Below are 23,908 nucleotides of genomic sequence, written 5' to 3' on the forward strand. Positions count from 1 at the left end.
AGGCTAACTAGTGTGACGGAGCGGACGGTGACGGCGAAACGCGTGCCACCGGCGCAGCTGGCTCCTCAGCTGCGAGATGCGATCACCCGGCTCAACCGGCGGGTCCGACAGGCCCGGCCGGTCGGCGACCTCACGGTCACCCAGCTGTCGGCGCTCACCAGCCTCAATCTGGCGGGCGCCCTCACGCCACGGGAACTGGCTGATGTCGAACGGGTGCAGCCGCCCACGATGACGAAGATCGTCGCGAAGTTGGAGGAGCGCGGCCTCGTGCAGCGCACTCCCCATCCGACCGACGGACGGCAGGTCATCCTGGCGGCGACCGAAGGGGGAAGGGCCGTACTCGACCAGTTCGAGCGGGCCCGCAACGAGTGGCTGGCCACCCGGCTGGCCGCGCTGACCGAGGACGAACGCGAGACGCTACGCCGAGCAGCGGACATCCTCCAGGGCATCGCTCGCGCCTGACACCGCCGCCCGCGGTTCGCTTCGTCAGCTGTGGATGAAGCGTACCGACGCGAGGAGGCGCACCTAGAGTGCAGGCCAAGCTGAGCACGATGTTCCAGTCCCTACGAGTCCGTAACTACCGGCTCTTCGCCACCGGGCAGCTGATCAAACTGATCGGTGTCTGGATGATGTTCATCGCCCAGGACTGGCTCGTCCTCGAGCTCAGCGACAACTCCGCGACCGCGCTCGGCGTGGTCACCGCGTTGCAGTTCACCCCCGTACTCCTGCTCACGCTGCTGTCCGGCCGGCTCGCCGACCGCTACGACAAGCGGATGCTGCTCTTCGTCGCCAACGCCTTCTGGACCGTGCTGTCGCTCGCCATGAGCATCCTGGTCCTCACCGGCCTGGTGCAGCTCTGGCACGTCTTCACGTTCGCCGCCCTGCTCGGCGTCGCCAACGCGGTCGAGACGCCGGTCCGCCAGGCGTTCGTCTCCGAGCTGGTCGGCATGCCGCTGCTGCCGAACGCGCTCTCGCTCAACGCAGCAGTGTTCAACTCCGCCCGGATCGTCGGCCCGGCCGTCGCCGGTCTGGCCATCGCCGTCGTCGACGTCGGCCCGGTCTTCCTGGTCACCGCGCTCAGCTCGATCGCCCCGCTGGTGAACGTGGTCCGGATGCGTACCGACGAGCTGCACCGCAAGGACCTGCCGCCGGCCGGTGAGCGGGACCAGGCTCGGGTGGTCGACGGCCTCCGGTACGTGGCGCGGCGCCCGGACATCCTGCTGCCGATGGTCCTCATGTCGGTGATCGGGATGAGCCTGTTCAACTTCCAGCTCACCCTCGCCGCGCTCGCGAAGACCGTGTTCAACACCGGAGCCGCCTCGTTCGGCCTGTTCAGCACCGCGCTCGCGGTCGGCGCGCTCGTCGGCGCGCTGGCCGGCACCGGCCGGCGCAGCCGCCCGTCGGTGTGGCTGGTGCTCGGCGCCGCGATCGGCTGCGCCGTCTTCGGCACGCTGGTCGGGCTCGCCCCCGCCTACTGGGCGGTCGTGACGCTGCTGCTGCCCGCCGGGTTCTTCATGGTCTACTTCGCCCAGGCGGCCAACCAGCGGGTGCAGCTCGGTGTCGACGCGTCCTTCCGGGGACGGGTGATGGCCCTGTGGGTGCTGGTGTTCCTGGGCACCAACCCGGTCGGCGCGCCGCTGATCGGCTGGGTCGCCGAGACGTACGGCGCCGGCGCGAGCATCTGGGCCGGTGGCCTGATCTCGCTCACCGCCGCGCTGCTGGCGCTCACCTGGCAGCTGCGCCGCTCCGGTGCCCGGCTGCGCATGCGGGTGCTGCCGATGCCCCGCTTCTACGTGGTGTCGCCCGGGGCGAAGTAGCCCCGATAGCCGGTCGTACCGGTCCGATTACCCAAACGGGTGGCGGGCCGGTGCGGCAGGGCTTAGCGTCGATGTGTGGAAGTGGGGCAGGGACTGCTGCTGGCGCTGGCGATCCTCGCCGTCTGCTGCCTGCCCGCCCTGTTCGCGCTGCTGTTCTGCGCTGACGAGATCATCGACCGGGTGGCGTGCGGGTGGGCCGAGTGGCGGGAGCAGCGCCGGGAACGCCGTACCATCGCGCGGCTCGACCGAGCCATCGAGGCCGAGGCGCTGACCCGCGACATCGACCTCACCGAGTTCGACAAGGACGGCCGCCGTCCGCTGGAACAACTCGCCACCGACCTGCGCCGGCTCGGCGGCCACCGGCTCGCCGCCGCCGACCGCAGCGTGGTGTGGCACGGTGCGGTCATCGAGGCGTACGACGAACGGCTGCGCGCCGCCTGCCACGCGCTCGGCATCGCCGAACACCTGGCCGAGCTGGACGGCGTCGACCGGGAGATCGAACGGGTACGCGTCGAAGGGCTGCTGCACGCCGCCGGGCTGACCCTGCCGGCCGCCCGCGCCGCGCACCACCAGCGGCACCGCTGACCGGGTGCGTCTCTTCGCGGCGATCTACCCGCCTGCCGTGGCGGTCGCGGATCTGACCGCCCGGATGAAGGGCCTGCGGGTCGCGTCCGCCCGCCACGCCCGGCTCGCCGACCCGGCGAACCTGCACCTCACGCTCGCCTTCCTCGGTGAGGTGCCGGACGTCCGGCTGCCCGATGTGGAGCCGGCGCTCGCCTCGGCCGCCCGGTCGGCTCGCTCCCCGCGGCTACGCCTCGCCGGTGGCGGCAGATTCGGTCAGGGCCGGTCCACTGTGCTCTGGGTGGACGTGCGTGGCGAGGTCGACGCGCTCGACGCGCTCGCCCGGTCGATCCGCGACGGGCTGCGCGGGGCCGGGCTGCCCTGCGACGACAAGCCGTTCCGGCCACACCTGACCATCGCCCGCCCCGGCGACCGGGTGCCGGAGTCCGACCTCCGCGCCGACCTGGCGACCCTGGACGACTACTCCGGCCCGGACTGGCCCGCCGACCGCCTGACCCTGGTCCACAGCAATCCAGGCCCACCCACCCGCCACACCCGAGTCACCACCTGGCCCCTCTAGCCCCGCCCCCGCCCCCGCGCCCCGCCCTTTCCCCCGCCCGCGATCTTGCAGTTTGTGCCCGGGCAAAACACCCGAACCGCCCCGAGCGGGGGCGCAAACTGCAAGATCAACGGGGCGAGGGCGAGGGCGAGGGCGAGGGTGAGGGCGAGGGCGAGCGGGCCGGGTTTACCAGGCCCATGCCTCGGGGCCGGGGCCGCCGTTGCCGGCCGGCGGGAACAGCTCGTCGAGGCGGGTCAGCGTCGACTCGTCCAGGCGGACGTCGAGGGCGCCCAGGTTGCGGTCGAGCTGGTCCATGGTGCGCGGGCCGACGATCGGGGCGGTCACGCCCGGCCGGGACAGCAGCCACGCCAGCGCCACATCCGCCGGGTCGTGGCCCAGGTCGGCGCAGAGCTTCTCGTACGCCTCGATGGTGTTCCGGTGCTCGGCCAGCGCGTCGGCCGAGCGGCCGGTGGTGCCGCGCGCCGCGCTGCCCTCGGCCATCTTGCGGATGATGCCGGAGAGTAGCCCGCCGTGCAGCGGCGACCAGGGGATGATGCCCAGCCCGTAGTGCTGGGCGGCCGGCACGACCTCCAGTTCGACGTACCGGGTCAGCAGGTTGTAGATGCACTGCTCGGAGACGAGGCCGAGGAAGTTGCGCTTGCCGGCCGCGGCCTGCGCCTGCGCGATGTGCCAGCCGGCGAAGTTGGACGAGCCGACGTAGATCACCTTGCCTTGGGCGACGAGCGTCTCCATCGCCTGCCAGATCTCCTCCCACGGCGTGGTCCGGGAGATGTGGTGCATCTGGTAGAGGTCGATCGTGTCGGTCTGGAGCCGGCGCAGCGAGTCCTCGCAGGCCCGGATGATGTGCCGGGCGCTCAGGCCCTGCTCGTTGGGCCACTCGCCCATCTTGCCGTACACCTTGGTGGCGAGGACGACCTTGTCGCGGCGCCCGCCGCCCTGCGCGAACCAGCGGCCGACGATCTGCTCGGTGACGCCCTCACCGAGTTTCCAGCCGTAGACGTTCGCGGTGTCGAAGAAGTTGATCCCGTGTTCGAGCGCCCGGTCCATGATGGCGAAGCTGTCCGGCTCGTCGGTCTGCGGACCGAAGTTCATCGTGCCGAGGCAGAGTCGGCTCACGGACAGACCGGTGCGTCCCAGGTTCGTGTACTCCATGACTCCACCCTGGCACGCCGGCACTTAGAGTGCCCTCTCAACGAGCCAGGGTGGAGCGATGGATCAGGATGATTCGCGGGCCGCCGGGCCGGTGCCGAACAACACGTCGTCCCAGCTCGGCAGCCGCTTGCGCGGCTTGCCACCGGCCTCGGTGGACTCGGCGGCCGCACCGCCGGTCGCCGCCGCGGGGCCGGTGCGGCGGGGCCGCAGCACGGCCAGCGAGGGTACGGCCGGGATCTCCTTCGGCGCGTCCGAGTCGTCGTCGAAGGCCGAACCCTGCCCACCACCGAGCAGCGCGGCGGCACCACCGGCGACGGCCCGCTGACGGGGCGCCTCCTGCCCGGCCAGCGCGGCCGGGGAGCGGGTGTCGAGACCACGCCCGGACGTGCCGCCGAGCGGACGGTCCAGCGAGGCGAGCAGCGCGTCCCGGCCGGCGCGGATCGGGTCACGCCCCGGACGGGCGTGCTCGGAGGCGGCCGGCAGGCCGTGCCCACCCCGGCTCGGCTCGCCGCGCGACGGACCGGGCAGGGCGTGACCGCCCCGCTCGGGCGCCGGCTCCTGGCCGAGGATCGGCGTGGGCCGCTCGGCGCACAGGTATTGCGCCATGTCGTCGTGCGGGGCGACGTTCTGCCGGGTCTTGTCCAGATCCCACACCGCCTGCGCGGTGGCCTTGCCGGACGGCCAGGTCGCGATGATCCGCCAGGTGCCGTCGTCGCGGCGGTAGGCGTCCCACGAGATCTTCTCGGTGTCGATGCCGTGCTGGGCCAGCCGGCCGTTGACGACCTCGGCCAGCGGGGTCGGCTTCTCCGCGCCCTTGAGCCGGGTGCGGCGGGCGTGCTGGGCGAGCATGGCCCGCTCCTGGAGCACCGGACCGGCGTAGCGCAGCACCCGGTCGACTGGCACACCGGCGATGCGGGCGACGTCCTCCGCGGACTCGCCGGACCGGATCCGGGCCTGAATGTCCCGTGGGGACAGCGACGGCGTCGGGTCGGTGGCGCTCGGCACCACCGCGAGCGGCGGGGCGCCCGGCTCGGCGTGCAGCGCCGACGCGATCCGCTCGTCGATGGGCAGCGCCAGCAGGCGCCCCACCTCGTCGGCGAGCACCAGGGCCTGGCCGTCCTCGGAGAGGGCGACGAAGCGTACTGGGCGCATGGGCTTGCCTCCGTCCCGCTTCGCTGGCCGTCACGCCACGGGAGCCGGCCACCCGGGCGTCTCGCACCACCGTACGCTCATCTACCCGCCGATGGGGACTGCGACACCCCGGCATGTCGTGACTGAGCTGCGGTAACGATCACGGTGGGTGGCCGCCGGAGCCCCGACGGCCACGCACCGTTACGACGTGATCAGAGTCGCTCCACCACGTAGTCGATGGACGCGGTGAGCGCCTCGACGTCGGCCGGCTCGACGGCCGGGAACAGCGCCACCCGCAGCTGGTTGCGGCCCAGCTTGCGGTACGGCTCGGTGTCGACGATGCCGTTGGCGCGCAGCGCCTTGGCGATCGCCGTGGCGTCCACCTCGTCGGCGAAGTCGACGGTGGCGACCACGTTGGACCGCAGCGCCGGGTCCGACACGAACGGCGTGGCGAACGACGAGCGCTCGGCCCAGCCGTACACGATGCCGGCGCTCTCGGCGGTGCGCTTGGCCGCCCAGGCCAGCCCGCCCTGGGAGTTCATCCAGTCGGTCTGCTCCGCGGCCAGGAAGATGGTCGCCAGCGCCGGGGTGTTGTACGTCTGCTCCAGCCGCGAGTTGTCGATCGCGGTGACCAGGTCGAGGAAGGCCGGGATGTAGCGGCCCGACTCCTTGACCTCGGTGGCCCGGGCCAGCGCGGCCGGCGACATCAGGGCCAGCCAGAGCCCGCCGTCGGAGCCGAAGCACTTCTGCGGCGCGAAGTAGTAGACGTCGGTCTGGGCGACGTCCACGTCCAGGCCGCCCGCGCCGGAGGTGGCGTCGACGAGCAGCAGCGAGCCCTCGTCGGCGCCCGCGACGCGGCTGATCGGCACCGCGACGCCGGTGGAGGTCTCGTTGTGCGGGGTGGCGTAGACGTCCACGCCGGCCTCGGCCACGAGCGACGGGGCGCTGCCCGCGTCGGACTTGCGCACCGTCGGCTCACCGAGGAACGGTGCGTCCTTGACCGACTTGGCGAACTTGGCGCCGAACTCGCCGAAGCTGGCGAACTGGGCCCGGTCGCGGATCAGGCCGAACGTGGCGACCTCCCAGAACGCGGTGGTGCCGCCGTTGCCGAGCACCACCTCGTACCCCTCGGGCAGGGAGAAGAACTCGGCCAGGCCGCGGCGCAGCCGGGCCACCTGGTCGCGGACCGTCTTCTGCCGGTGCGACGTGCCCAGGTAGCTGGTGGCGACGTCGGCGAGGGCGGAGACCGCGGCCGGACGGACCTTGGACGGGCCGCAGCCGAATCGTCCGTCGGCGGGCCTGATCTCGTCGGGAATCCGGATGGTCGGTGCGTCAGCCACGGTCTTGAAGATCCTTCCGCATGGGCGAGAGGTGAGCTGGCAGGCGCGGACGATGTCCTGCCGCGTGGCGGCGGGCGGCGTCCGAGCCCGTTCCGGCGACACTGCCACGGCCATCCTCGCACCTGCCCGGGCACGTCCGGCGGGCTGTCCCACCCCGGTCGGTGAGGCGTCCGCCACACGGGCGGCGTGCCGGTCCCGGAAATGCCGGGGCCCCGCTCCACCGAGGGGTGGAGCGGGGCCCGGGCGGAGACGTCAGACGCCGTGCGGGATGGCGTCCCAGCCCTCGACCTGCTGCGGCTTGCGCGGGCCGTGGCCGACGTACGTGGCCGACGGCCGGACCAGCCGCTGCAGCTTCTTCTGCTCCAGGATGTGCGCTGACCAGCCGCCCATCCGGGCGCAGGTGAACATCGAGGTGAACATGTGCGCCGGCACCTCGGCGAAGTCCAGCACCACCGCCGACCAGAACTCGACGTTGGTGGCGAGGACGCGGTCCGGGCGGCGGGCCTGGAGTTCGGCCAGCGCGGCCTTCTCCAGCGCCTCGGCGACCTCGAAGCGGGGCGCGCCCAGCTCCTTGGCGGTACGCCGCAGCACGCGGGCGCGCGGGTCCTCGGCCCGGTAGACCCGGTGGCCGAAGCCCATCAGGCGCTCGCCCCGGTCGAGGACGCCCTTGACGTACCCGTCGGCGTCACCGCTGCGCTCGACCGCCTCCAGCATGCTGAGCACGCGGGACGGGGCGCCGCCGTGCAGCGGGCCGGAGAGCGCGCCGATGCCGGAGGAGATGCAGGCCGCGGCGTCCGCGCCGGTGGAGGCGACGATCCGGGCGGTGAAGGTGGAGGCGTTCAGGCCGTGCTCGGCGGCCGAGATGAAGTACGCGTCGACGGCCTTGACGTGCCGCGGGTCGGGCTCACCGCGCCAGCGCTTCATGAACCGCTCGACGATGGTCTCCGCCTTGTCGATCTCCTTCTGCGGCACGGCCGGCAGGCCCAGGCCGCGCGCCGACTGGGCGACGAAGGACAGCGCGGTGACCGACACCCGGGCCAGGTCCTCGCGGGCCTGCTCGTCGGAGATGTCGAGAAGCTGGTTGAGCCCCCAGTACGGCGCCAGCATGGCGACCGCGGACTGCACGTCGACGCGGATGTCACCGGAGTGCACCGGCACCGGGAACGGCTCGGCCGGCGGCAGGCCCGGGCCGAACCGGCCGTCCACCAGCAGTGCCCAGACGTTGCCGAACGAGACCTGGCCGATCAGGTCCTCGATGTCCACGCCCCGGTAGCGCAGTGAACCCCCCGCGCGGTCGGGTTCGGCGATCTCGGTCTCGAAGGCTACGACGCCCTCGAGGCCCGGTTTGAAATCGGACATGTCGTCTCCTGGCTTCGGCTCGGCGCGCCCGGGCGGGCTGATCGAGCCCCGCAGCTCAGGCGACCCTTCAGGGATGTGGTTCGGAACATCTTGCCCGGTGGGTAACGCGCTGCGCGACCCACAGCCACTGTGCGCCACGCGACATCCCCGCCGGTGGACGCCCGTTCGGGAAGGAGAAGACTGGGTACCGGGGCCTGGCCAGCGTCGGGGGACGCCGGCACGCCCGGGAGAGGGACTACCACAGTGACAGGCGACACACCCGCCCCGGCCGGTATGCGTAACGAGTACGCCGCCGACCTGGGCCTGACCGAGACGGATCTGGCGCCGGACTGGCACACCCAGTTCGCCCGCTGGTTCGCCGACGCGGTGGCCCATCCGCTGCCGGAGCCGAACGCGATGGTGCTCGGCACCGCCGACGACCGGGGCCGGCCCAGCGGGCGCACCGTGCTGCTCAAGGGGTACGACCCGGAGGGCTTCGTCTTCTACACCAACCACGGGTCGCGCAAGGGCACCGAGGTGACCGGGAACCCGTGGGCCAGCCTGGTGTTCCCCTGGTTCCCGATGCAGCGGCAGGTGACGGTGACCGGCCGGGTCGAGCAGGTGGACCGGGCCGAGACCGAGGCGTACTTCGCCGGCCGGCCGCGCGGCTCGCAGCTCGGGGCGTGGGCGAGTGCCCAGTCGGCAGTGGTGCCGGACCGGGCCGCGCTCGACGAGGCGTACCGGGCGGCGGCCGAGCGGTTCGCCGACGTGGACCCGATCCCCGCGCCGCCGCACTGGGGCGGGTTCCGGGTCCGTCCGGAGACCGTCGAGTTCTGGCAGGGCCGGGCCAGCCGGCTGCACGACCGGCTCCGCTTCCGGCGTACCGGGGACGGGGTCTTCGTCGTCGAGCGGCTCGCGCCGTGACCGACGTCACGCAGGCCCGGCGGCGGGATGCGCGCCGCTGGGCGATCGACCTGCGCCCGCTGCGCGTGCCCGCGTACCGGCGGGTCTGGACCGGCAACGCGATCGCCATGTTCGGCTTCCAGTTCACCGCCGTGGCGGTGCCGGTGGAGATGTTCGACCTGACCGGCGGCTCGCTCTGGGTCGGCCTGCTCGGCATCGCCGGCTTCGTACCGTTGCTGCTCTTCGGGTTGTGGGGCGGCGCGGTCGCCGACGCCCGGGACCGCCGCCGGGTGCTGCTGGCCGGCGGCTGCGTGCTCTGGGCCTCGACGCTCGGGCTGCTGGTGCAGTCGCTGGCCGGTGTGCGCAGCCCGCTGCTGCTCCTGCTGCTGGTCGCCCTCCAGTCGACCGCCTTCGCGATCACCTCGCCGGCCCGCAGCGCGATCCTGCCCCGGCTCGTGCCGGCCGAGCTGGTGCCGGCGGCCACCACGCTGAACTTCACCACGTTCACCGCCGCCGCCGTCTTCGGCCCGCTCGCCGCCGGGCTGATCTTCGCCGCCTGGCAGGTCGGGGTGGCGCTGCCCATCGCGTACGCGGCGGACGCGCTGCTGTTCACCGCGTCGCTCTGGGCCACGCTGCGGCTGCCCGCGATGCCGCCCGCGCCGGACCCGGACGGCGGTGTCCGCAAGGCCGGGTTCGCCAGCATCGTCGACGGCTTCCGCTATCTGGCGACCACGCGGGTGCTGCTGCTCTCCTTCGCCATCGACCTGATCGCGATGATCCTGGCCATGCCGCGGGCGCTGTTCCCGGAACTGGCGCAGGACCGCTTCGGCGGCGCGTCGGCGGTGGGCTGGCTCTACAGCTCCATCGCCATCGGCGCGATGCTCGGCGGCCTGACCTCCGGGTGGATCGGGCGGGTCCGCCGCCAGGGTCTCGCGCTCACCGTGGCGGTGGTCGGCTGGGGCGTGGCGATCGCGCTCGCCGGGCTGGCCGGTCAGTTGTGGGTCGCCGTGGTGCTGCTGGGCGTCGCCGGCGCCGCCGACCTGGTCAGCGCCACGCTGCGCCAGTCGATGCTGCTGGTCTACGCGCCGGACCGGATGCGTGGGCGCCTCCAGGGCGTGAACACGGTCGTGGTGGCCGGTGGTCCGCGCCTGGGCGACCTGCGGGCCGGTGCGATGGCCGCCGGTTTCGGCACCGGCTTCGCCATGGTCGGTGGCGGCCTGGCCGCCGCCGTACTCGCGGTGCTGCTGGTGGTGGCGTTCCCGGCGCTGCTGCGCTATCGCTCGACCACCCCCGCCGAGGAGCGCCACTGACGGTAGGGTCGCCGACATGGGGATCGACGCGCAGCCACCGTCCGGTGCACAGTGGACCATCGCGGCCGACGGCCACGAGGCCGTCGTGGTCGAGGTGGGCGGCGGGCTGCGGGCCTACCGCTACGACGGCGTGGACCACCTCGACGGGTACGCCGAGGACGAGGTCTGCCCCGGCTCGGCCGGGCAGGTGCTGGCGCCCTGGCCGAACCGCATCCGGGACGGCGTCTACACGGTCGGGGAGCGGTCGTTTCAGCTCGACCTCACCGAGCCGGAGCGGCACAACGCCCTGCACGGCCTGGTGAACTGGGTGCGGTGGCAGCCGATCGAGCAGTCCGCCGACAGCGTGACCATCGGCTACGACCTGCCGCCGAGCCCCGGCTACCCGTGGGCGCTGCGGCTGCGGGCCCGGTGGAGCGTCGGCCCGGACGGCCTGCGGGCCGAGCACGAGGCGACGAACCTCGCCGACGAGCCCGCGCCGTTCGGCTTCTCCGTGCACCCCTACCTGCAACTGCCCAAGGTCGGCGTGGACGAGTTGCGGCTGCATCTGCCGGCCCGGCGCCGGGTGCTGGTGGACAGCCGTCTGCTGCCGGTCGCCGCCGCCGAGGTGGCAGGCTCCGAGTTCGACTTCACCAGCCCGCGCCCGATCGGCGACCTGGTGCTCGACACCGCGTTCGGTGACGTCGAGCGGGATGCCGACGGCGGCTCGGCGGTGGTCCTGAGCGCGCCGGACGGCTCGTCCGGGCTGCGGATCTGGGCGGACCGCGAGTTCGGCTGGTGGCAGGTGTTCACCGGCGACACCCTCGGCGGGGAACGGCACCGCCGGTCCGTGGCGGTGGAGCCGATGACCTGCCCGCCCGACGCGTTCCGCTCCGGCAAGGACCTGATCATGCTGGAGCCGGGGCAGACCTGGCGGGGCGCCTGGGGCGTCCGCCCGGAGGTCTGAGCGTGGAGTTCGCCGAGGTCGTCCGGCGCCGCCGGATGGTGCGCAACTACGACCCCGACCGGCCGGTGCCGCCGGAGGTGGTGGACCGGCTGCTCGACCACGCCGTGCGAGCCCCGTCGGCCGGGTTCTCGCAGGGCTGGGGCTTCCTGGTACTGGAGGAACCGGAGGACCGGGAACGGTTCTGGGCCGCGTCCACACCCGGTGGCGGCGGCCGGGAGCGCTGGCTGGCCGGGATGCGCCGGGCGCCGCTGATCGTGGTGCCGCACGCCAACCGCGACGCCTACCTGGACCGCTACGCCGAGGCGGACAAGGGCTGGGCGGACCGCGATGAGGACCGCTGGCCGGTGCCCTACTGGTACGTGGACACCGGTTTCGCGGCGCTGCTGATGCTGCTCACCGCCGTCGACGAGGGGCTGGGCGCCTGCTTCTTCGGCATCCCGCCGCAGCGCATCGGGGCGTACCGGGAGGCGTTCGGGGTACCGCCGGAACTGCACCCGATCGGTGCGATCACAGTAGGTTACCGAGCTGTCGACCACCGGTCACCGTCGCTGCGCCGAGGGCGGCGTCCGGTGCAGGATGTGGTGCGGCGGGGACGGTGGACCTGAGCGGTTAGGCTGACATCCACATTGTCAGCCTGGCCTGGGGAGGAGAGCACGCCGTGATCTTCAGGGCGGTCCGGGACGGGCGTCCCTACCCGGAGCACAACCTCACGCTGAAGCAGTGGGCCGAGATTCCGCCGCGCCCGCTGCGGCTTGACCAGCTCATCACCACCAAGCGCGAACTCGCGCTGGACAAGCTGCTCGCGGAGGACTCCACCTTCTACGGCGACCTCTTCCCGCACGTCGTCCAGTGGAACGGCGGCCTCTACCTGGAGGACGGCCTGCACCGGGCGCTGCGCGCGGCGCTCCAGCAGCGCAACCAGATCCACGCGCGGGTGCTCGTGCTCGGTGACCAGGGCGAGTGACGTCTCCCTGAGTCTTGGTTAAGGTGACGCCATGACTCCGCTCGACCTGCTCGACATCGATGCGTCGCTCAGCGACGAGGAGCGGCAGATCCGCGCCGTCGTGCGCCGGCTCGTGACCGACCGGGTACGCCCGCACGTCGCCAGCTGGTACGAGGACGGCCAGGTCCCGGCCCGCGAACTGGCCCGCGAGTTCGGCAAGCTCGGCCTGCTCGGCATGCACCTGACCGGGTACGGCTGCGCCGGCGCGTCCGCCGTCGCGTACGGGCTGGCCTGCCTGGAACTGGAGGCCGGCGACTCCGGCGTCCGCTCGCTGGTGTCGGTGCAGGGATCGCTCGCCATGTACGCCATCTGGCGCTACGGCAGCGAGGAGCAGAAGCAGCGCTGGCTGCCCGCCATGGCGGCCGGCGAGGCGATCGGCTGCTTCGGGCTCACCGAGCCGGACCACGGCTCCGATCCAGGGTCGATGGCCACCCGGGCCCGCCGCGACGGCGACGACTGGATCCTCAACGGCAGCAAACTGTGGATCACCAACGCGCCGATCGCGGACGTCGGCGTGATCTGGGCGCGTACCGACGACGGGGTGCGCGGCTTCGCCGTACCCATGGACACGCCGGGGGTGACGGCGCGCGAGATCCGGCACAAGATGTCGCTGCGCGCGTCCCTGACCGGCGAGATCGCCCTCGACGACGTCCGGCTGCCGGCCGACGCGCGACTGCCCGAGGCGATCGGGCTCAAGGCGCCGCTGGGGTGCCTGACCGAGGCCCGGCACGGCATCGTCTGGGGCGCGCTCGGCGCGGCCCGCGACTGCCTGGAGACCGCACTGGAGTACGCGACCACGCGCACCCAGTTCGGCCGCCCGCTCGCCGGATTCCAGCTCACCCAGGCCAAGCTCGCCGACATGGCGGTGGAGTGGAACAAGGGCATGCTGCTCGCGCTGCACCTGGGCCGCCTCGCCGACGCGGGCACGCTGCGGCCCGACCAGGTGAGCGTGGGCAAACTGAACAACGTCCGTGAGGCGCTCGCCATCGCCCGGCAGTGCCGCACGATCCTCGGCGCCAACGGCGTATCGGGGGAGTACCCGGTGATGCGGCACGCCAACAACCTGGAGAGCGTGCTCACCTACGAGGGCACCTCCGAGATCCACCAGCTCGTCATCGGCCAGCGGCTGACGGGCGTGTCCGCGTTCGCCTGACCTGCGGTTTCACCCGATCGAGGCGCTCGGCGAGCGACTGTCGCACGGTGGCCGTACCGTCATTGTCAGTCGATGTGTCGGACGAGGACGGTGAGGGCGATGGCCCGCGACGGTGACATCAACGAGCCCACCCGGGAGTTCCCGGACTACCCCACCAGCGAGTCCCTTCGCGACCGGGCGGAGGGCTCGCCCGACCACGACCGCGAGTACGCCCCCGGTGCCCCGGCGTCGGGCGGCGGCCCGGTGCGCGGCCTGCTCTGGGTGCTCGGCGCGGCGGCGCTGGCGGTCGTGGTGCTGCTCGGCGTGCAGGCCACCGGTCTGCTGCCCGACTTCCGCAACCCGTTCGCCAAGGAGCAGACCGACCGCAGCCAGCCGCCGCTGCTCAAGTCGATCCGTGACCTGAGCCGCTACGTCGCCGCCGAGGGCAACTTCCAGGTCGTGGTGGACGTGCAGAACGACAGGCGCAACGTGCCCGACTTCCTGCTCAACGAGCGCACGCTGTTCGTCGGGGCGGGCCGGGTCGAGGCGTACGTCGACTTCACGAAGATCGCCGACGGTGCCGTGGTGGTCTCCGAGGACGGCAAGACCGCCGAGATCAAGCTGCCCGCGCCGCAGCTCGGCGAGACCGATCTGGACATGGACAAGAGCTACGTGTTCGCCGAGCAGCGCGGCCTGATCAACCGGCTCAACGACCTGGTGGCGGGCGACCCGAACCGGCAGCAGCAGGTCTACAAGCTCGCCGAGGACCGGATCACCGCTGCCGCCCGGGACAGCGGGCTCACCGCCCGGGCCGAGGAGAACACCCGCAAGATGCTCGAAGGGCTGCTGCGCTCCCTCGGGTACGAGAAGGTGACGGTCACGTACGCGGCACCCTGACCTTCCTGCTCTGACGCCGCGCGCCCGCCCCGATGATGCGGGGCGGGCGCATCGCGTGTGTGCCGGCGACCGGCTCGTGTCGCGTCAGCGGGTGGCGAGGTAGCGGTCCTCGTTCGGCATCAGGACCCACAGGACCAGGTAGATGATCACCTGCGTGCCGGGCAGCAGCAGCGACAGCAGGAACAGCAGCCGGACCATCCCGGCCGACATGCCGAACCGCTGCCCCAGGCCGGCGCAGACACCGGCGATCATGCGCCCCTGGCGGGGCCGGACCAGTTTGCGACTCATCGTCGTCTCCCACTTCTGCGGCGATCCGCCGCGCTGATTCCACGGTAGAAAGGGGTACGCGCCGCGCCCTCAGCCCCGAGGAGGATCGGCGACCCGGGCACCCGTAGGTGCTTACCCCGGCCCCTCCCCACCAACGCACCCCCGCTCCGTCGCCCCGCGCTCGCGCCGTCCTCGCCCCGCCCTCGCGCCGTCCTCGCGCTGCCCCGCGCTGCCTCGCGCTGCCCTCGCGCTGCCCTCGCGATCTTGCACTTGTGGCCCCCGTTGTGCCCGATTCGCGCAGTTGTTCAGGGCCGCAACTGCAAGATCGGGGGAGTGGTGGGGTGGCGTCGGGCGGGAGGCCGGCTCGGCGAGGGGTGCTGCGTCGAGCGCTTTCCGCCTCGTGGAACTGGGGTTCCGTTGACTGGGATCAGTGGAGATCTTGGTAGGAAAGTGCCCCTATGGGGGCCATTTGGTACCAATATCTCCCAGGGCCTGGCCTCAGCGCGTCGATCTTGGAGTTGTGGCACCTCGCGAATGGCGTTAATCGGGCATCCTGGGTGCCATAACTCCAAGATCGACGGGGAGAGGTGCGGCGGAGTCGGTGGCAGTGGCGCGAGGGCGGGGTGGGCGAGGGCGGGCGGGGCGGGCGTGGGCCTGAGCGGGCGGGGGAGGGCGAGAGGGGGCGGGAGAGGGGGCGAGAGAGGGGCGGGAGAGGGGCGGGAGAGGGGCGGGAGAGGGCGGACAGGTGTGCCCGGGTCGGGTATGTGGCGGAGTGGGGGCGGGTATTCACGGGGGCGAGGTAGGCTCGCCGGTCGGGCGCCCCCACCCCGGGCGCCGGCCGTCTACCCGCCCGGCGGGCGCGGCACCTACGCACCGGCTCGGATCCGCACAACGGGGACGACGGCGAGGAAACAGCAAATGATCAGTGTTTTCGATCTTTTCAGCGTCGGTATCGGGCCGTCCAGCTCGCACACCGTCGGGCCGATGCGGGCTGCCCGTACGTTCGTGGCGGGTTTGAAGGCCGACGGTCAGCTCGCCGGTGTGGCGCGGGTACGGGCGGAGCTGTTCGGCTCGCTGGGTGCGACCGGGCATGGGCACGGCAGTGACCGGGCGGTACTGCTGGGACTGGAGGGCGAGGTCCCGGAGACCGTCGACACCGACTCGGTCGGGCCTCGGGTGGAGCGGATCCGTACGCAGCGGCGGCTCGAGCTGTTCGGCAGTCAGGGGATCGACTTCGACCCGGACACGGATCTGGTGCTGCATCGGCGGCGGTCGTTGCCGTATCACCCGAACGGGATGACGTTCGCGGCGTACGACGCGGCCGGGAACGAGGTGCGGACGCGCACGTACTACTCGGTCGGCGGCGGGTTCGTGGTGGACGAGGCGGCGGCCGGGGCGGACCGGATCAAGGCGGACACGACCCGGGTACGGCACCCGTTCCTCACCGGTGCGGAACTGCTGACTGTCACCTCGGAGACCGGCCTGTCGATCAGTGAGGTGATGCTCGCCAACGAGCTGGCCTGGCGCAGCGAGGCGGACGTGCGGGCGGGGCTGCTGGAGATCTGGCGGGTGATGCGCGAGTGCGTGGAGAACGGCTGCACCCGTGACGGCGTACTCCCGGGTGGGTTGAAGGTCCGGCGGCGCGCGGCGGAGATGCGGCGCGGTCTGGAGGCGGAGACCGGTAGCCGGGATCCGTTGCGCGCGATGGACTGGGTGACGTTGTTCGCGCTGGCGGTCAACGAGGAGAACGCGGCCGGCGGGCGGGTGGTCACCGCGCCGACGAACGGTGCCGCCGGGATCATCCCGGCCGTGTTGCACTACTACACCCGGTTCGTGCCGGGTGCCTCCGAGGAGGGCGTGGTCCGGTTCCTGCTCGCGGCGGGCGCGATCGGTGTGTTGTTCAAGGAGAACGCGTCGATCTCCGGGGCCGAGGTGGGCTGTCAGGGTGAGGTGGGTTCGGCGTGCTCGATGGCGGCGGCCGGGCTCGCCGAGGCGCTGGGCGGTACGCCGGAGCAGGTGGAGAACGCCGCCGAGATCGGTATGGAGCACAACCTGGGGCTGACCTGCGATCCGGTGGGTGGCCTGGTGCAGATTCCGTGCATCGAGCGCAACGCGGTGGCGAGCATCAAGGCGATCACCGCGGCCCGGTTGGCGTTGCGCGGCGACGGGGTGCACCACGTGTCGCTGGACAAGGTCATCAAGACCATGCGGGAGACCGGCGCGGACATGAAGGTCAAGTACAAGGAGACCGCGCGGGGCGGGCTCGCCGTCAACGTGATCGAGTGCTGACCCCGTTGGGGTGATCCCGGCCCGCACCCGGCCCGGGAGCGCTACTGACAAAGCGACCATCATGCGGTGACGTCAGGCGTCGCGGCGCTCTGGTCCGCCCGCACCTCGCTGCGCATCCTGGTCCGCCGGGACCTCGCGGTGAAGTACCAGCAGTCGGTGCTGGGCTACTTCTGGTCGCTGATCGAGCCGCTCGGCATGGGCCTGATCTACTGGTTCGTCTTCGGCGTGCTCTACTCCGGTGCGACCCGGCGGCACCTGGGCGAGGCGGCCGGGTCGTACCCGCTGTTCCTGATCACCGGGATCTTCGCCTGGATGTGGGCGAGTTCGGCGCTGACCGAGGCCGCGAACGCGCTGACCGGGCAGTCCCGGCTGATCACCACGATGAACCTGCCCCGGCCGATCTTCCCGATCGGGCGGGTCGCCGGACGGTTCGCCGAGTACCTGGCCGGGCTGCCGGTCCTGGCCGCCGTCGCGGCGATCTACGCGAGCCAGGGGAAGATCCGCCCCGGCTGGAGCCTGCTCGCCCTGCCGCTGGCGGTGGCGGTGCAGTTCGTGCTGCTGGTGGGCCTGGCGCTGCTGCTGTCGGCGGGCAACGTGCTGATGCGCGACATCGAACGCACCATGCGGCTGATCATCCGGCTGCTGTTCTACGCGACGCCGATCATCTACCCGCTCGACCTGGTGCGGGAGTCGGGCATGCCGGGCTGGCTCAAGATCGGGTACGAGCTGAACCCGCTGGTCGGGATCTTCCAGCTGCACCACGCGGTCTGGTATCCGGACGAGTTCCCTGATGCCCGGCTGCTCACGATCACGGTGTCCGGCAGCGTGCTGGTGCTGGCGCTGGGCTGGTGGGCGTTCCACCGCCTCGAACCGGCAGTGCTGAAGGAACTCTGAATGGCGCCGATCATCGAGGCGGACGGGCTCGGCATCCGGTTCGTCCGCAACCGGCGCCGTCAGCTGCGGCTGCGGGAGCTGATCGTGCACCGGGGCGCCCGCGACCCGGACGCGGGCCGGTTCTGGCCGTTGCGCGACCTGTCGTTCCGGGTCGAGCCGGGCGAGACGGTGGGCGTGGTGGGCCGCAACGGCACCGGCAAGAGCACGCTTCTGCGGCTGATCGCCGGTGTACTCATCCCGGACGAGGGCTCGATCCGGGTGCACGGCCGGGTGGCGCCGCTGCTCGAACTGTCCGCCGGGTTCTCCGGCGACCTGACCGGCCGGGAGAACCTCTACCTGGTGGGCGGCCTGCACGGCCTGTCGTCAGCGTACCTGCGGGAACACTTCGACGAGATCGTCTCGTTCGCCGGTGAGCAGGTGGAACGCGCCATCGACACGTCGGTGCGGCACTACTCGTCGGGGATGAAGGTGCGGCTGGGTTTCGCGGTGATCGCGCACCTGCCGCACCCGGTGCTGCTTGTGGACGAGGTGACAGCGGTCGGGGACGCCGAGTTCCGCGCGAAGTGCTATGCGACCATCGAGCGACTTCTCGCGGAAGGGCGCACGCTGGTGCTGGTGTCACACAACGACAAGGACCTCACCCGGTTCTGCCGTCGGGGGCTGTACCTCGATGCCGGACGGCTGATCGTCGACGGGACGATCGACGAGGCGCTGGCCGCCTATGCCGACGCGGCGAAGCGGTGACGCTCGCGATCGTGCTCGCCGCCGAACCGGCGGCGGGCCACCTCACCGAACGGCTGGCCGCGCAGTGGCGCCGGGCCGGGGCGGACGACGTGCGCATCGCCGCCGACCTGACCGAACTGGCCGACCTGGTGGCCGGCGCGACCGGCCCGGTGCTGGTGAGCGGCGCTGACCTGGTGGCGCACACCGCCGTACTCAAGCACCTCGCGACCAGCCCGGTGGGGCCGACGGTGGCGCTGGTGCTCACCGATCCGCCCGCTCCCGGGCAGGCCACCGTGCGTGAGGAGCGCGGGCAGGTGGTCGAGGTCGGCGCCGCCGACGCGAGCGGCGTGTTCGGTGGCGCGCTGCGGGTGGGCGCGGCCGACCTGCCGGCGCTCACCGAGGCCGCCCGCCGCGCCGCGGGCAGCGGGCCGCTGGGCGCGGTGGACCGGCTCGTGGCCGACCTCGCCGCCGGGGGCACGCTGATCTTCGCCCATCGGGTACGTCTGCTCGTGGCGCACCGGGTCGGCGACGAGGCGCAGCGGGCGGCGGCCGAGTCGGCGGTGGCCGCCGTCGACGAGGACCGGGCCGAGTTGAGGCTGTCGGTGAAGGAGCGGGACGACTTCTTCACCACGTTCTTCGTCAGCACCTGGTCGCCGTACGTCACGAAGGCGGCGGCCCGGATCGGGATCGGCCCGACCGGGGTCACCATGGTCTCGGTGGCGTTCGCGGTGGCCGCGGCGGTGCTGTTCGGCACGGGTGGACGGCCCGCGCTGGTCGCCGGCGCGGTCCTGCTCTACCTGGGTTTCGTGCTCGACTGCGTGGACGGGCAGCTCGCCCGCTACACCCGGCACTTCAGCGCCTGGGGCGGCTGGCTGGACACGATGGCCGACCGGTTCAAGGAGTACGTGGTCTACGCCGGTCTCGGCTTCGGCGCCACGCATGCCGGATTCCGGTACGGCTGGGCGCTGGCGCTGGCCGCGATGACGTTGCAGACGGTGCGGCACATGACCGACACCTGGTACGGCGCGCTGCACGACGAGGCGGCCCGGCGGCCGAAGGTGGTCAGCGCCGACGCGGGTGGCATCGGCGGGAAGCTGAACGCCGCGTCGACCCGGGTGCAGGCGGACACCGGCTCGGTGTCGTACTGGCTGAAGCGCACAGTGGTGTTCCCGATCGGTGAGCGGTGGGCGCTCATCGCGATCGCCGCCGCGCTGTTCGGGCCGCTGGTGGCGCTGGTCGCGGTGCTGGTCTGGGGGACGCTGGCGTTCGCGTACACCGGGGGGTTGCGGACCTTGCGGGCGCGGTGGATGCGGGTGCCGGTGCTGACCACTGTGGACGCGGGTCTGCACCGCGACGACGGCCTGCTGGTGCGGACGCTGCCGACCGCGCGACGGCCGCTGCTGCTGGCGGTGCTCGGCGCGCTCGGCGCGGCGGGGACGCTGGTGTGGGCGCTGCTCGCGGTGCACGGCGGCGGCGACCTGCCGGTGTGGGTGCCGGTGCTCGCGCTGGTGCTGCTGCTGGGTGCCGCGCAGGCGTCGCGGGCGCCGCACGACGGGTCGCTGGACTGGCTGGTGCCGGCCGCGTTGCGGGCCGCCGAGTACCTGTTCGCCATCGCGGTCGGGGTGGCGGGCCGGGCGCCGGCCTGGCTGATCTTCGGGTACGTGCTGGTGCTCACGCTGCTGCACTACGACCTGACCGCCCGGCTGGAGAAGCGCCAGGCAGCACCGCCGCTGCACGCGGCCACGCTGGGCTGGGCGGCACGTTCTGTGTTGCTGGCAATCGGGCTGATCGCCGGGTATGCGAGTATCGCTCTGGCTACACTCGGTGCGTACCTTCTCGTGGTTTTTGTCGCGAGCGTGGTCCTCGCCTGGGTGGTCCTGCCGGCCCGCGCCCGTGGGGGTGTGCGCTCGCCGGGCTGACGGAGGGCGGGCCGGGGTGACCTTGATCAGCTTCGTCGTGCCGGCCTTCAAGGTGCAGGGCTACCTACGGGAGTGTCTCGACTCGATCCTCGACCAGCCGTTGCGCGACATCGAGGTGATCGGCGTCGACGACGCCTCCCCGGACGGCAGCGGCGAGATCCTGGCCGAGTACGCGCTGCGCGACCCCCGGGTCCGCCCGGTACGTCTCGCCGAGAACGTCGGGCTCGGTCCGGCCCGCAACATCGGGCTGGACCGGGCCGTCGGCGAGTACGTGTGGTTCGTCGACGGGGACGACTGGCTGGTGCCCGGCTGCCTGCCGCACGTCGCGGACCGGCTCCGCGACACCGCGCCGGACGTGCTGATCGTCGACCACGTCCGGGCGCACTGGAACAACATCGGCACCCGCAGCGCGATGCGTGACGTGTTCCCCGACCCGCCCGGCGCGACGACGTTCCCGCTGCGGGACCGGCCGGAGACGCTGAAGCTGCTGCACACCGCGTGGAACCGGGTGGTACGCCGGGAATTCCTGCTCGAACGCGGGCTGCGTTTCGAGCCGGGCTGGTACGAGGACGTCTCGTTCAGCTATCCGGCGCTGATGGCCGCCGGGCGGATCGGCGTACTCGACCGGATCTGCCTGAACTACCGGCAGCGCCGCACCGGCGCGATCACGAAGACCCGGGGGGACCGGCACTTCGAGGTCTTCGCCCAGTGGCACCGGGTGTTCGGGCTGATGGACCGCTGGCACGTGACCGGGCTGCGACCGGCCGTCTTCGAGCGGATGATCTGGCACTACCTGACGGTGCTCGGCAACGGCGACCGGATCGCCCCCGAACTGCGGGCGCCCTTCTTCGCCCAGATGCACGCCGACTACGTGCGGTTCCTGCCGCCCGAGGGCTACCCGGTCCCGCCCGGCCCGGAAGGGCTCAAGCACCGGCTGGTGGCGGCCGGGCGCTGGCGGACGTTCAGCGCGTTGCGCGAGGCGCACCAGGCGGGGGAGACGGCCCGGCGTACCGCGCGGCGGGCCCGGCGGCGGGTCACGCCGGTGGTGCGGCGTACCGCCCGGCGGGCGCGTGACCTGGCGCTGGGCGAGTACTACCGGGCCGAGCTGCACCGGCCGATCGACCCGACGCTCGCCGTGTACGCGGCCTACTGGTACCGGGGCTACTCGTGCAACCCGGCGGCGATCTACGAGGCGGCCCGCCGGCTCGCGCCACAGGTGCGCGGCGTGTGGATCGTCCGCCGGGACCGGGTGGGCGCGTTGCCGCCCGGCGTCGAGTACGTGGTGGCCGGCAGCCGCGAGTACCACCGCGTGCTGGCCCGCGCCCGCTGGCTCGTCAACAACGTCAACTTCCCCGACTTCGTCCGCAAGCGGCCCGGCTCGGTGCACGTGCAGACCCATCACGGCACGCCGGTGAAGGTGATGGGCCTGGACCAGCAGCGCTACCCGGTGGGCGCGATGGGGATGAACTTCGCCGGCCTGCTGCGCCGGGTGGACCGCTGGGACTACAGCATCACCTCGAACAGCTTCTCCACGCAGATGTGGGAGCGGGCGTACCCGGCGGACTACACCACGCTGGAGGTCGGCTACCCGCGAAACGACCGGCTGGCGCTGGCGACCGCCGAGGACCGCGGCCGGGTCCGCGCGGCGCTGGGCATCGCACCCGACGAGTACGTGGTGCTCTACGCGCCGACGCACCGCGAGCACCTGCCCGGGTGGCGGCCACCGTTCGACCCGGATCGGATGCTCGACGTGCTCGGCCCCCGGGGCCGGCTGCTGATGCGCAGTCACTACTTCCACGACCGGGAGCGGCATCCCCGGGGACCGGCGGCGGACGGCGTGCTGGATGTGAGCGCGTACGAGCGGGTGGAGGACCTCTACCTGGCGGCGGACGTGCTGGTCACCGACTATTCCTCGGCGATGTTCGACTACGCGGTGCTGGACCGGCCGATAGTGGTCTACGCGCCGGACTGGGACGCCTACCGGGTGGCCCGCGGCGTCTACTTCGACCTGCTCGCCGAGCCGCCGGGCACCGTCGCGCTGGACTTCCCCGGGCTGCTCGACGTGTTCCGTTCCGGCGCCGTCGACGACGAGGCGGCCGAGCGGGCCCGGGCGGCGTTCCGGTCGCGGTTCTGCGCGCTCGACGACGGGCACGCCGCCGAGCGCGTGGTGCGCCGCGTGTTCCTCGGCGAAACGCCGTAAAAGCGGTTACTGGCTGGTCACTTAACCGTGGAGCCCGGCGAATACCGCTTAATAGGACTGTCACGAGCCGAACATGGCACGTTTACCCGATGTGCGAATCAGATGATCCTGGTCACAGTCATTCCCGGGTTTGGGGCGAGTAACTGGGGAGGTGGCGGTGGCGACCGTCGCGCTCAAGGATGTCACCAAGGTGTTCCCGGACGGAACAGTCGCGGTCGACACCATAAATCTGGACGTCAACGACGGCGAGTTCATGGTGCTGCTCGGCCCGTCGGGCTGCGGCAAGTCGACAGTGCTACGCATGGTCGCCGGGCTGGAGGACCCGTCCTCCGGCGCCATCATGCTCGGCGGTGAGCTGGCGAACGACCTGCCACCACGCGACCGGAAGATCGCCATGGTCTTCCAGGACTTCGCGCTCTATCCGCACATGACGGTCGGCGACAACATCGGCTTCCCGCTGCGGCTCTCCGGCGTCGAGCCCGTACCGCGCGGCGAGCGGATCCAGGACGTGGCGAGCGCGCTCGGCATCGGCGACGTCCTCGGGCGCAAGCCCAGCCAGCTCTCCGGCGGCCAGCGGCAGCGGGTCGCCATGGGGCGGGCGATAGTGCGCCGGCCCGGCCTGTTCCTGATGGACGAGCCGCTCTCCAACCTGGACAGCGGGTTGCGCGCCGAACTGCGGGCGGAGATCTCCGGCCTCACCCGCGAACTGGGCGTCACCACCATCTACGTCACCCACGACCAGGCCGAGGCGCTGACCATGGCCGACCGGGTCGCCATCATGCGCAAGGGCGTGCTCCAGGACGTGGGCACCCCCACCCAGGTGTACGGCCGGCCGGCGACGCTCTACGTCGCCGCGTTCCTGGGCAGCCCCCGGATGAACCTGCTGGAGGCGTCGGTCTACGTGCACCTCGACCGGTACGTCGCGCTGAACCTCGGTGAGCAGTCGCTCTACCTGCCCTGGGACGACATCCGCAGCCGGGCGGTGGCGCACTACCACGGTGAGCGGATCGTGGTCGGCATGCGCGCCGAGGCGCTCACCCCGGTCGCCCCGGACACCGCCGGTGACGTGCTGCACGGGCGCATCCGCTACCTGGAGCACCACGGCCACGAGTCGCTCGCGTTCCTCGACATCGGCGCCACCGCGATCGTCGTCGACGAGATGGGCACCCCGGTCGAGCAGGCCGCACCGGGCCAGCGCGGCCTGCGCCGGTTCAACCAGGTGATGCAGCGGCTCACCGGCCGCGCGACGGAGTCGTCGGCTCCGGCTCCGGAGGCGGGCGGGGGCGGCGGCAACCGCACGAGCGTGCTGCCCGACCCGGGCCGCCACCACCGTCGTCCGGCGGAACTGGCGGTACGGCTCGCGCCGTACCCGCAGGTGTCGCCCGGGCACCCGCTCGCCGTGCAGGTGCGGATGGACGCGCTGCACTTCTTCGACGAGCGGGGCGATCGCATCGACGTCGGCTGGCGGTGAAAGGAAGGGCACCCTATTAACGCCTCCGGTAGAGGAAG

At 72.3% G+C, this 23,908-nt stretch carries 22 protein-coding genes; 17 read left to right on the forward strand and 5 right to left on the reverse strand.

What is annotated here, in order from left to right:
• Positions 1-12 precede the first annotated feature (12 nt).
• The 4 genes from CLT75_RS26720 (at position 13) to thpR (ending at position 2,958) form a co-directional block, all read left to right on the forward strand.
• Complete coding sequence (locus CLT75_RS26720) at positions 13-462, forward strand: MarR family winged helix-turn-helix transcriptional regulator (RefSeq protein WP_030274920.1); 450 nt, start codon at positions 13-15, stop codon at positions 460-462.
• Positions 463-530: 68 nt separating this feature from the next.
• Complete coding sequence (locus CLT75_RS26725; protein WP_135242970.1) at positions 531-1,817, forward strand: MFS transporter; 1,287 nt, start codon at positions 531-533, stop codon at positions 1,815-1,817.
• 75 nt (positions 1,818-1,892) lie between these two features.
• A complete protein-coding gene (locus tag CLT75_RS26730; protein WP_013283716.1) occupies positions 1,893-2,402 on the forward strand; it encodes a hypothetical protein in 510 nt (169 codons plus the stop codon).
• A gap of 4 nt (positions 2,403-2,406) precedes the next feature.
• Entirely contained in the window at positions 2,407-2,958 is a 552-nt protein-coding gene (thpR, locus tag CLT75_RS26735; RefSeq protein WP_135242971.1) for an RNA 2',3'-cyclic phosphodiesterase, read from the forward strand.
• Between the two features lie 165 nt (positions 2,959-3,123).
• On the opposite strand, the gene CLT75_RS26740 is transcribed toward thpR, so the two are convergent.
• From CLT75_RS26740 to CLT75_RS26755, 4 genes are all read right to left on the reverse strand, one after another.
• Entirely contained in the window at positions 3,124-4,110 is a 987-nt protein-coding gene (locus CLT75_RS26740) for an aldo/keto reductase (RefSeq protein WP_135242972.1), read from the reverse strand.
• 63 nt (positions 4,111-4,173) lie between these two features.
• Complete coding sequence (gene sepH, locus CLT75_RS26745) at positions 4,174-5,262, reverse strand: septation protein SepH (protein ID WP_135242973.1); 1,089 nt, start codon at positions 5,260-5,262, stop codon at positions 4,174-4,176.
• A gap of 191 nt (positions 5,263-5,453) precedes the next feature.
• Positions 5,454-6,581 carry a phosphoserine transaminase gene (gene serC / locus CLT75_RS26750; protein WP_135242974.1) on the reverse strand — a complete coding sequence of 376 codons (1,128 nt, stop codon included), beginning with the start codon at positions 6,579-6,581 and terminating at the stop codon, positions 5,454-5,456.
• 252 nt (positions 6,582-6,833) lie between these two features.
• A complete protein-coding gene (locus tag CLT75_RS26755; RefSeq protein ID WP_013283721.1) occupies positions 6,834-7,940 on the reverse strand; it encodes a citrate synthase 2 in 1,107 nt (368 codons plus the stop codon).
• Between the two features lie 273 nt (positions 7,941-8,213).
• On the opposite strand from CLT75_RS26755, the gene pdxH reads away from it, so the two are divergent.
• The 7 genes from pdxH to CLT75_RS26790 all read left to right on the forward strand — a co-directional run bounded on the left by pdxH (position 8,214) and on the right by CLT75_RS26790 (position 14,107).
• Positions 8,214-8,843, forward strand: a complete 630-nt coding sequence (gene pdxH, locus CLT75_RS26760; protein WP_209310504.1) for a pyridoxamine 5'-phosphate oxidase — start codon at positions 8,214-8,216, stop codon at positions 8,841-8,843.
• Complete coding sequence (locus CLT75_RS26765; RefSeq protein ID WP_135242976.1) at positions 8,840-10,132, forward strand: MFS transporter; 1,293 nt, start codon at positions 8,840-8,842, stop codon at positions 10,130-10,132. The genes pdxH and CLT75_RS26765 overlap by 4 nt, the downstream gene beginning before the upstream one ends.
• Before the next feature lie 16 nt (positions 10,133-10,148).
• Positions 10,149-11,075: an aldose 1-epimerase family protein gene (locus CLT75_RS26770; protein WP_135242977.1), complete on the forward strand. Its 927-nt coding sequence runs from the start codon at positions 10,149-10,151 to the stop codon at positions 11,073-11,075.
• 2 nt (positions 11,076-11,077) lie between these two features.
• On the forward strand, positions 11,078-11,680 hold the full coding sequence (locus CLT75_RS26775; protein WP_135242978.1) for a nitroreductase family protein: 603 nt from the start codon (positions 11,078-11,080) through the stop codon (positions 11,678-11,680).
• 53 nt (positions 11,681-11,733) lie between these two features.
• Positions 11,734-12,039: a type II toxin-antitoxin system VapB family antitoxin gene (locus tag CLT75_RS26780; RefSeq protein ID WP_013283726.1), complete on the forward strand. Its 306-nt coding sequence runs from the start codon at positions 11,734-11,736 to the stop codon at positions 12,037-12,039.
• 31 nt (positions 12,040-12,070) lie between these two features.
• Positions 12,071-13,231, forward strand: a complete 1,161-nt coding sequence (locus CLT75_RS26785; protein ID WP_135242979.1) for an acyl-CoA dehydrogenase family protein — start codon at positions 12,071-12,073, stop codon at positions 13,229-13,231.
• A gap of 99 nt (positions 13,232-13,330) precedes the next feature.
• The gene (locus CLT75_RS26790) at positions 13,331-14,107 is read left to right on the forward strand and encodes a DUF4230 domain-containing protein (protein WP_135242980.1); all 777 of its coding nucleotides are present in this window, start codon (positions 13,331-13,333) and stop codon (positions 14,105-14,107) included.
• Positions 14,108-14,191: 84 nt separating this feature from the next.
• Here CLT75_RS26790 and CLT75_RS26795 read toward each other — a convergent pair whose 3' ends face one another.
• Positions 14,192-14,395, reverse strand: coding sequence for a PspC domain-containing protein (locus CLT75_RS26795; protein ID WP_135242981.1), 204 nt, complete (start codon positions 14,393-14,395; stop codon positions 14,192-14,194).
• Between the two features lie 897 nt (positions 14,396-15,292).
• Here CLT75_RS26795 and CLT75_RS26800 point away from each other — a divergent pair.
• From CLT75_RS26800 to CLT75_RS26825, 6 genes are all read left to right on the forward strand, one after another.
• Positions 15,293-16,663: an L-serine ammonia-lyase gene (locus CLT75_RS26800; RefSeq protein WP_135242982.1), complete on the forward strand. Its 1,371-nt coding sequence runs from the start codon at positions 15,293-15,295 to the stop codon at positions 16,661-16,663.
• Positions 16,664-16,729: 66 nt separating this feature from the next.
• Complete coding sequence (locus tag CLT75_RS26805; protein ID WP_135242983.1) at positions 16,730-17,557, forward strand: ABC transporter permease; 828 nt, start codon at positions 16,730-16,732, stop codon at positions 17,555-17,557.
• Complete coding sequence (locus CLT75_RS26810; RefSeq protein WP_013283732.1) at positions 17,558-18,301, forward strand: ABC transporter ATP-binding protein; 744 nt, start codon at positions 17,558-17,560, stop codon at positions 18,299-18,301. It abuts the gene before it with no gap.
• Positions 18,298-20,199, forward strand: coding sequence for a CDP-alcohol phosphatidyltransferase family protein (locus CLT75_RS26815; RefSeq protein WP_135242984.1), 1,902 nt, complete (start codon positions 18,298-18,300; stop codon positions 20,197-20,199). Before CLT75_RS26810 ends, CLT75_RS26815 begins: the two co-directional genes overlap by 4 nt.
• A gap of 16 nt (positions 20,200-20,215) precedes the next feature.
• Positions 20,216-22,399 carry a bifunctional glycosyltransferase family 2 protein/CDP-glycerol:glycerophosphate glycerophosphotransferase gene (locus CLT75_RS26820; protein ID WP_135242985.1) on the forward strand — a complete coding sequence of 728 codons (2,184 nt, stop codon included), beginning with the start codon at positions 20,216-20,218 and terminating at the stop codon, positions 22,397-22,399.
• Between the two features lie 157 nt (positions 22,400-22,556).
• Positions 22,557-23,870, forward strand: a complete 1,314-nt coding sequence (locus tag CLT75_RS26825; protein WP_135242986.1) for an ABC transporter ATP-binding protein — start codon at positions 22,557-22,559, stop codon at positions 23,868-23,870.
• The last annotated feature ends 38 nt before the right edge of the window (positions 23,871-23,908 follow it).

The organism is Micromonospora sp. CNZ285 (assembly GCF_004637285.1).

Bases quoted from the DNA above. Each gene is read 5' to 3' on its own strand.
- CLT75_RS26740 (WP_135242972.1), bottom strand. From the start codon at position 4,110: ATGGAGTACACGAACCTGGGACGCACCGGTCTGTCCGTGAGCCGACTC.
- CLT75_RS26795 (WP_135242981.1), bottom strand. From the start codon at position 14,395: ATGAGTCGCAAACTGGTCCGGCCCCGCCAGGGGCGCATGATCGCCGGT.
- pdxH (WP_209310504.1), top strand. From the start codon at position 8,214: ATGCGTAACGAGTACGCCGCCGACCTGGGCCTGACCGAGACGGATCTG.
- sepH (WP_135242973.1), bottom strand. From the start codon at position 5,262: ATGCGCCCAGTACGCTTCGTCGCCCTCTCCGAGGACGGCCAGGCCCTG.
- CLT75_RS26800 (WP_135242982.1), top strand. From the start codon at position 15,293: ATGATCAGTGTTTTCGATCTTTTCAGCGTCGGTATCGGGCCGTCCAGC.
- CLT75_RS26810 (WP_013283732.1), top strand. From the start codon at position 17,558: ATGGCGCCGATCATCGAGGCGGACGGGCTCGGCATCCGGTTCGTCCGC.
- CLT75_RS26790 (WP_135242980.1), top strand. From the start codon at position 13,331: ATGGCCCGCGACGGTGACATCAACGAGCCCACCCGGGAGTTCCCGGAC.
- CLT75_RS26770 (WP_135242977.1), top strand. From the start codon at position 10,149: ATGGGGATCGACGCGCAGCCACCGTCCGGTGCACAGTGGACCATCGCG.
- CLT75_RS26785 (WP_135242979.1), top strand. From the start codon at position 12,071: ATGACTCCGCTCGACCTGCTCGACATCGATGCGTCGCTCAGCGACGAG.
- CLT75_RS26755 (WP_013283721.1), bottom strand. From the start codon at position 7,940: ATGTCCGATTTCAAACCGGGCCTCGAGGGCGTCGTAGCCTTCGAGACC.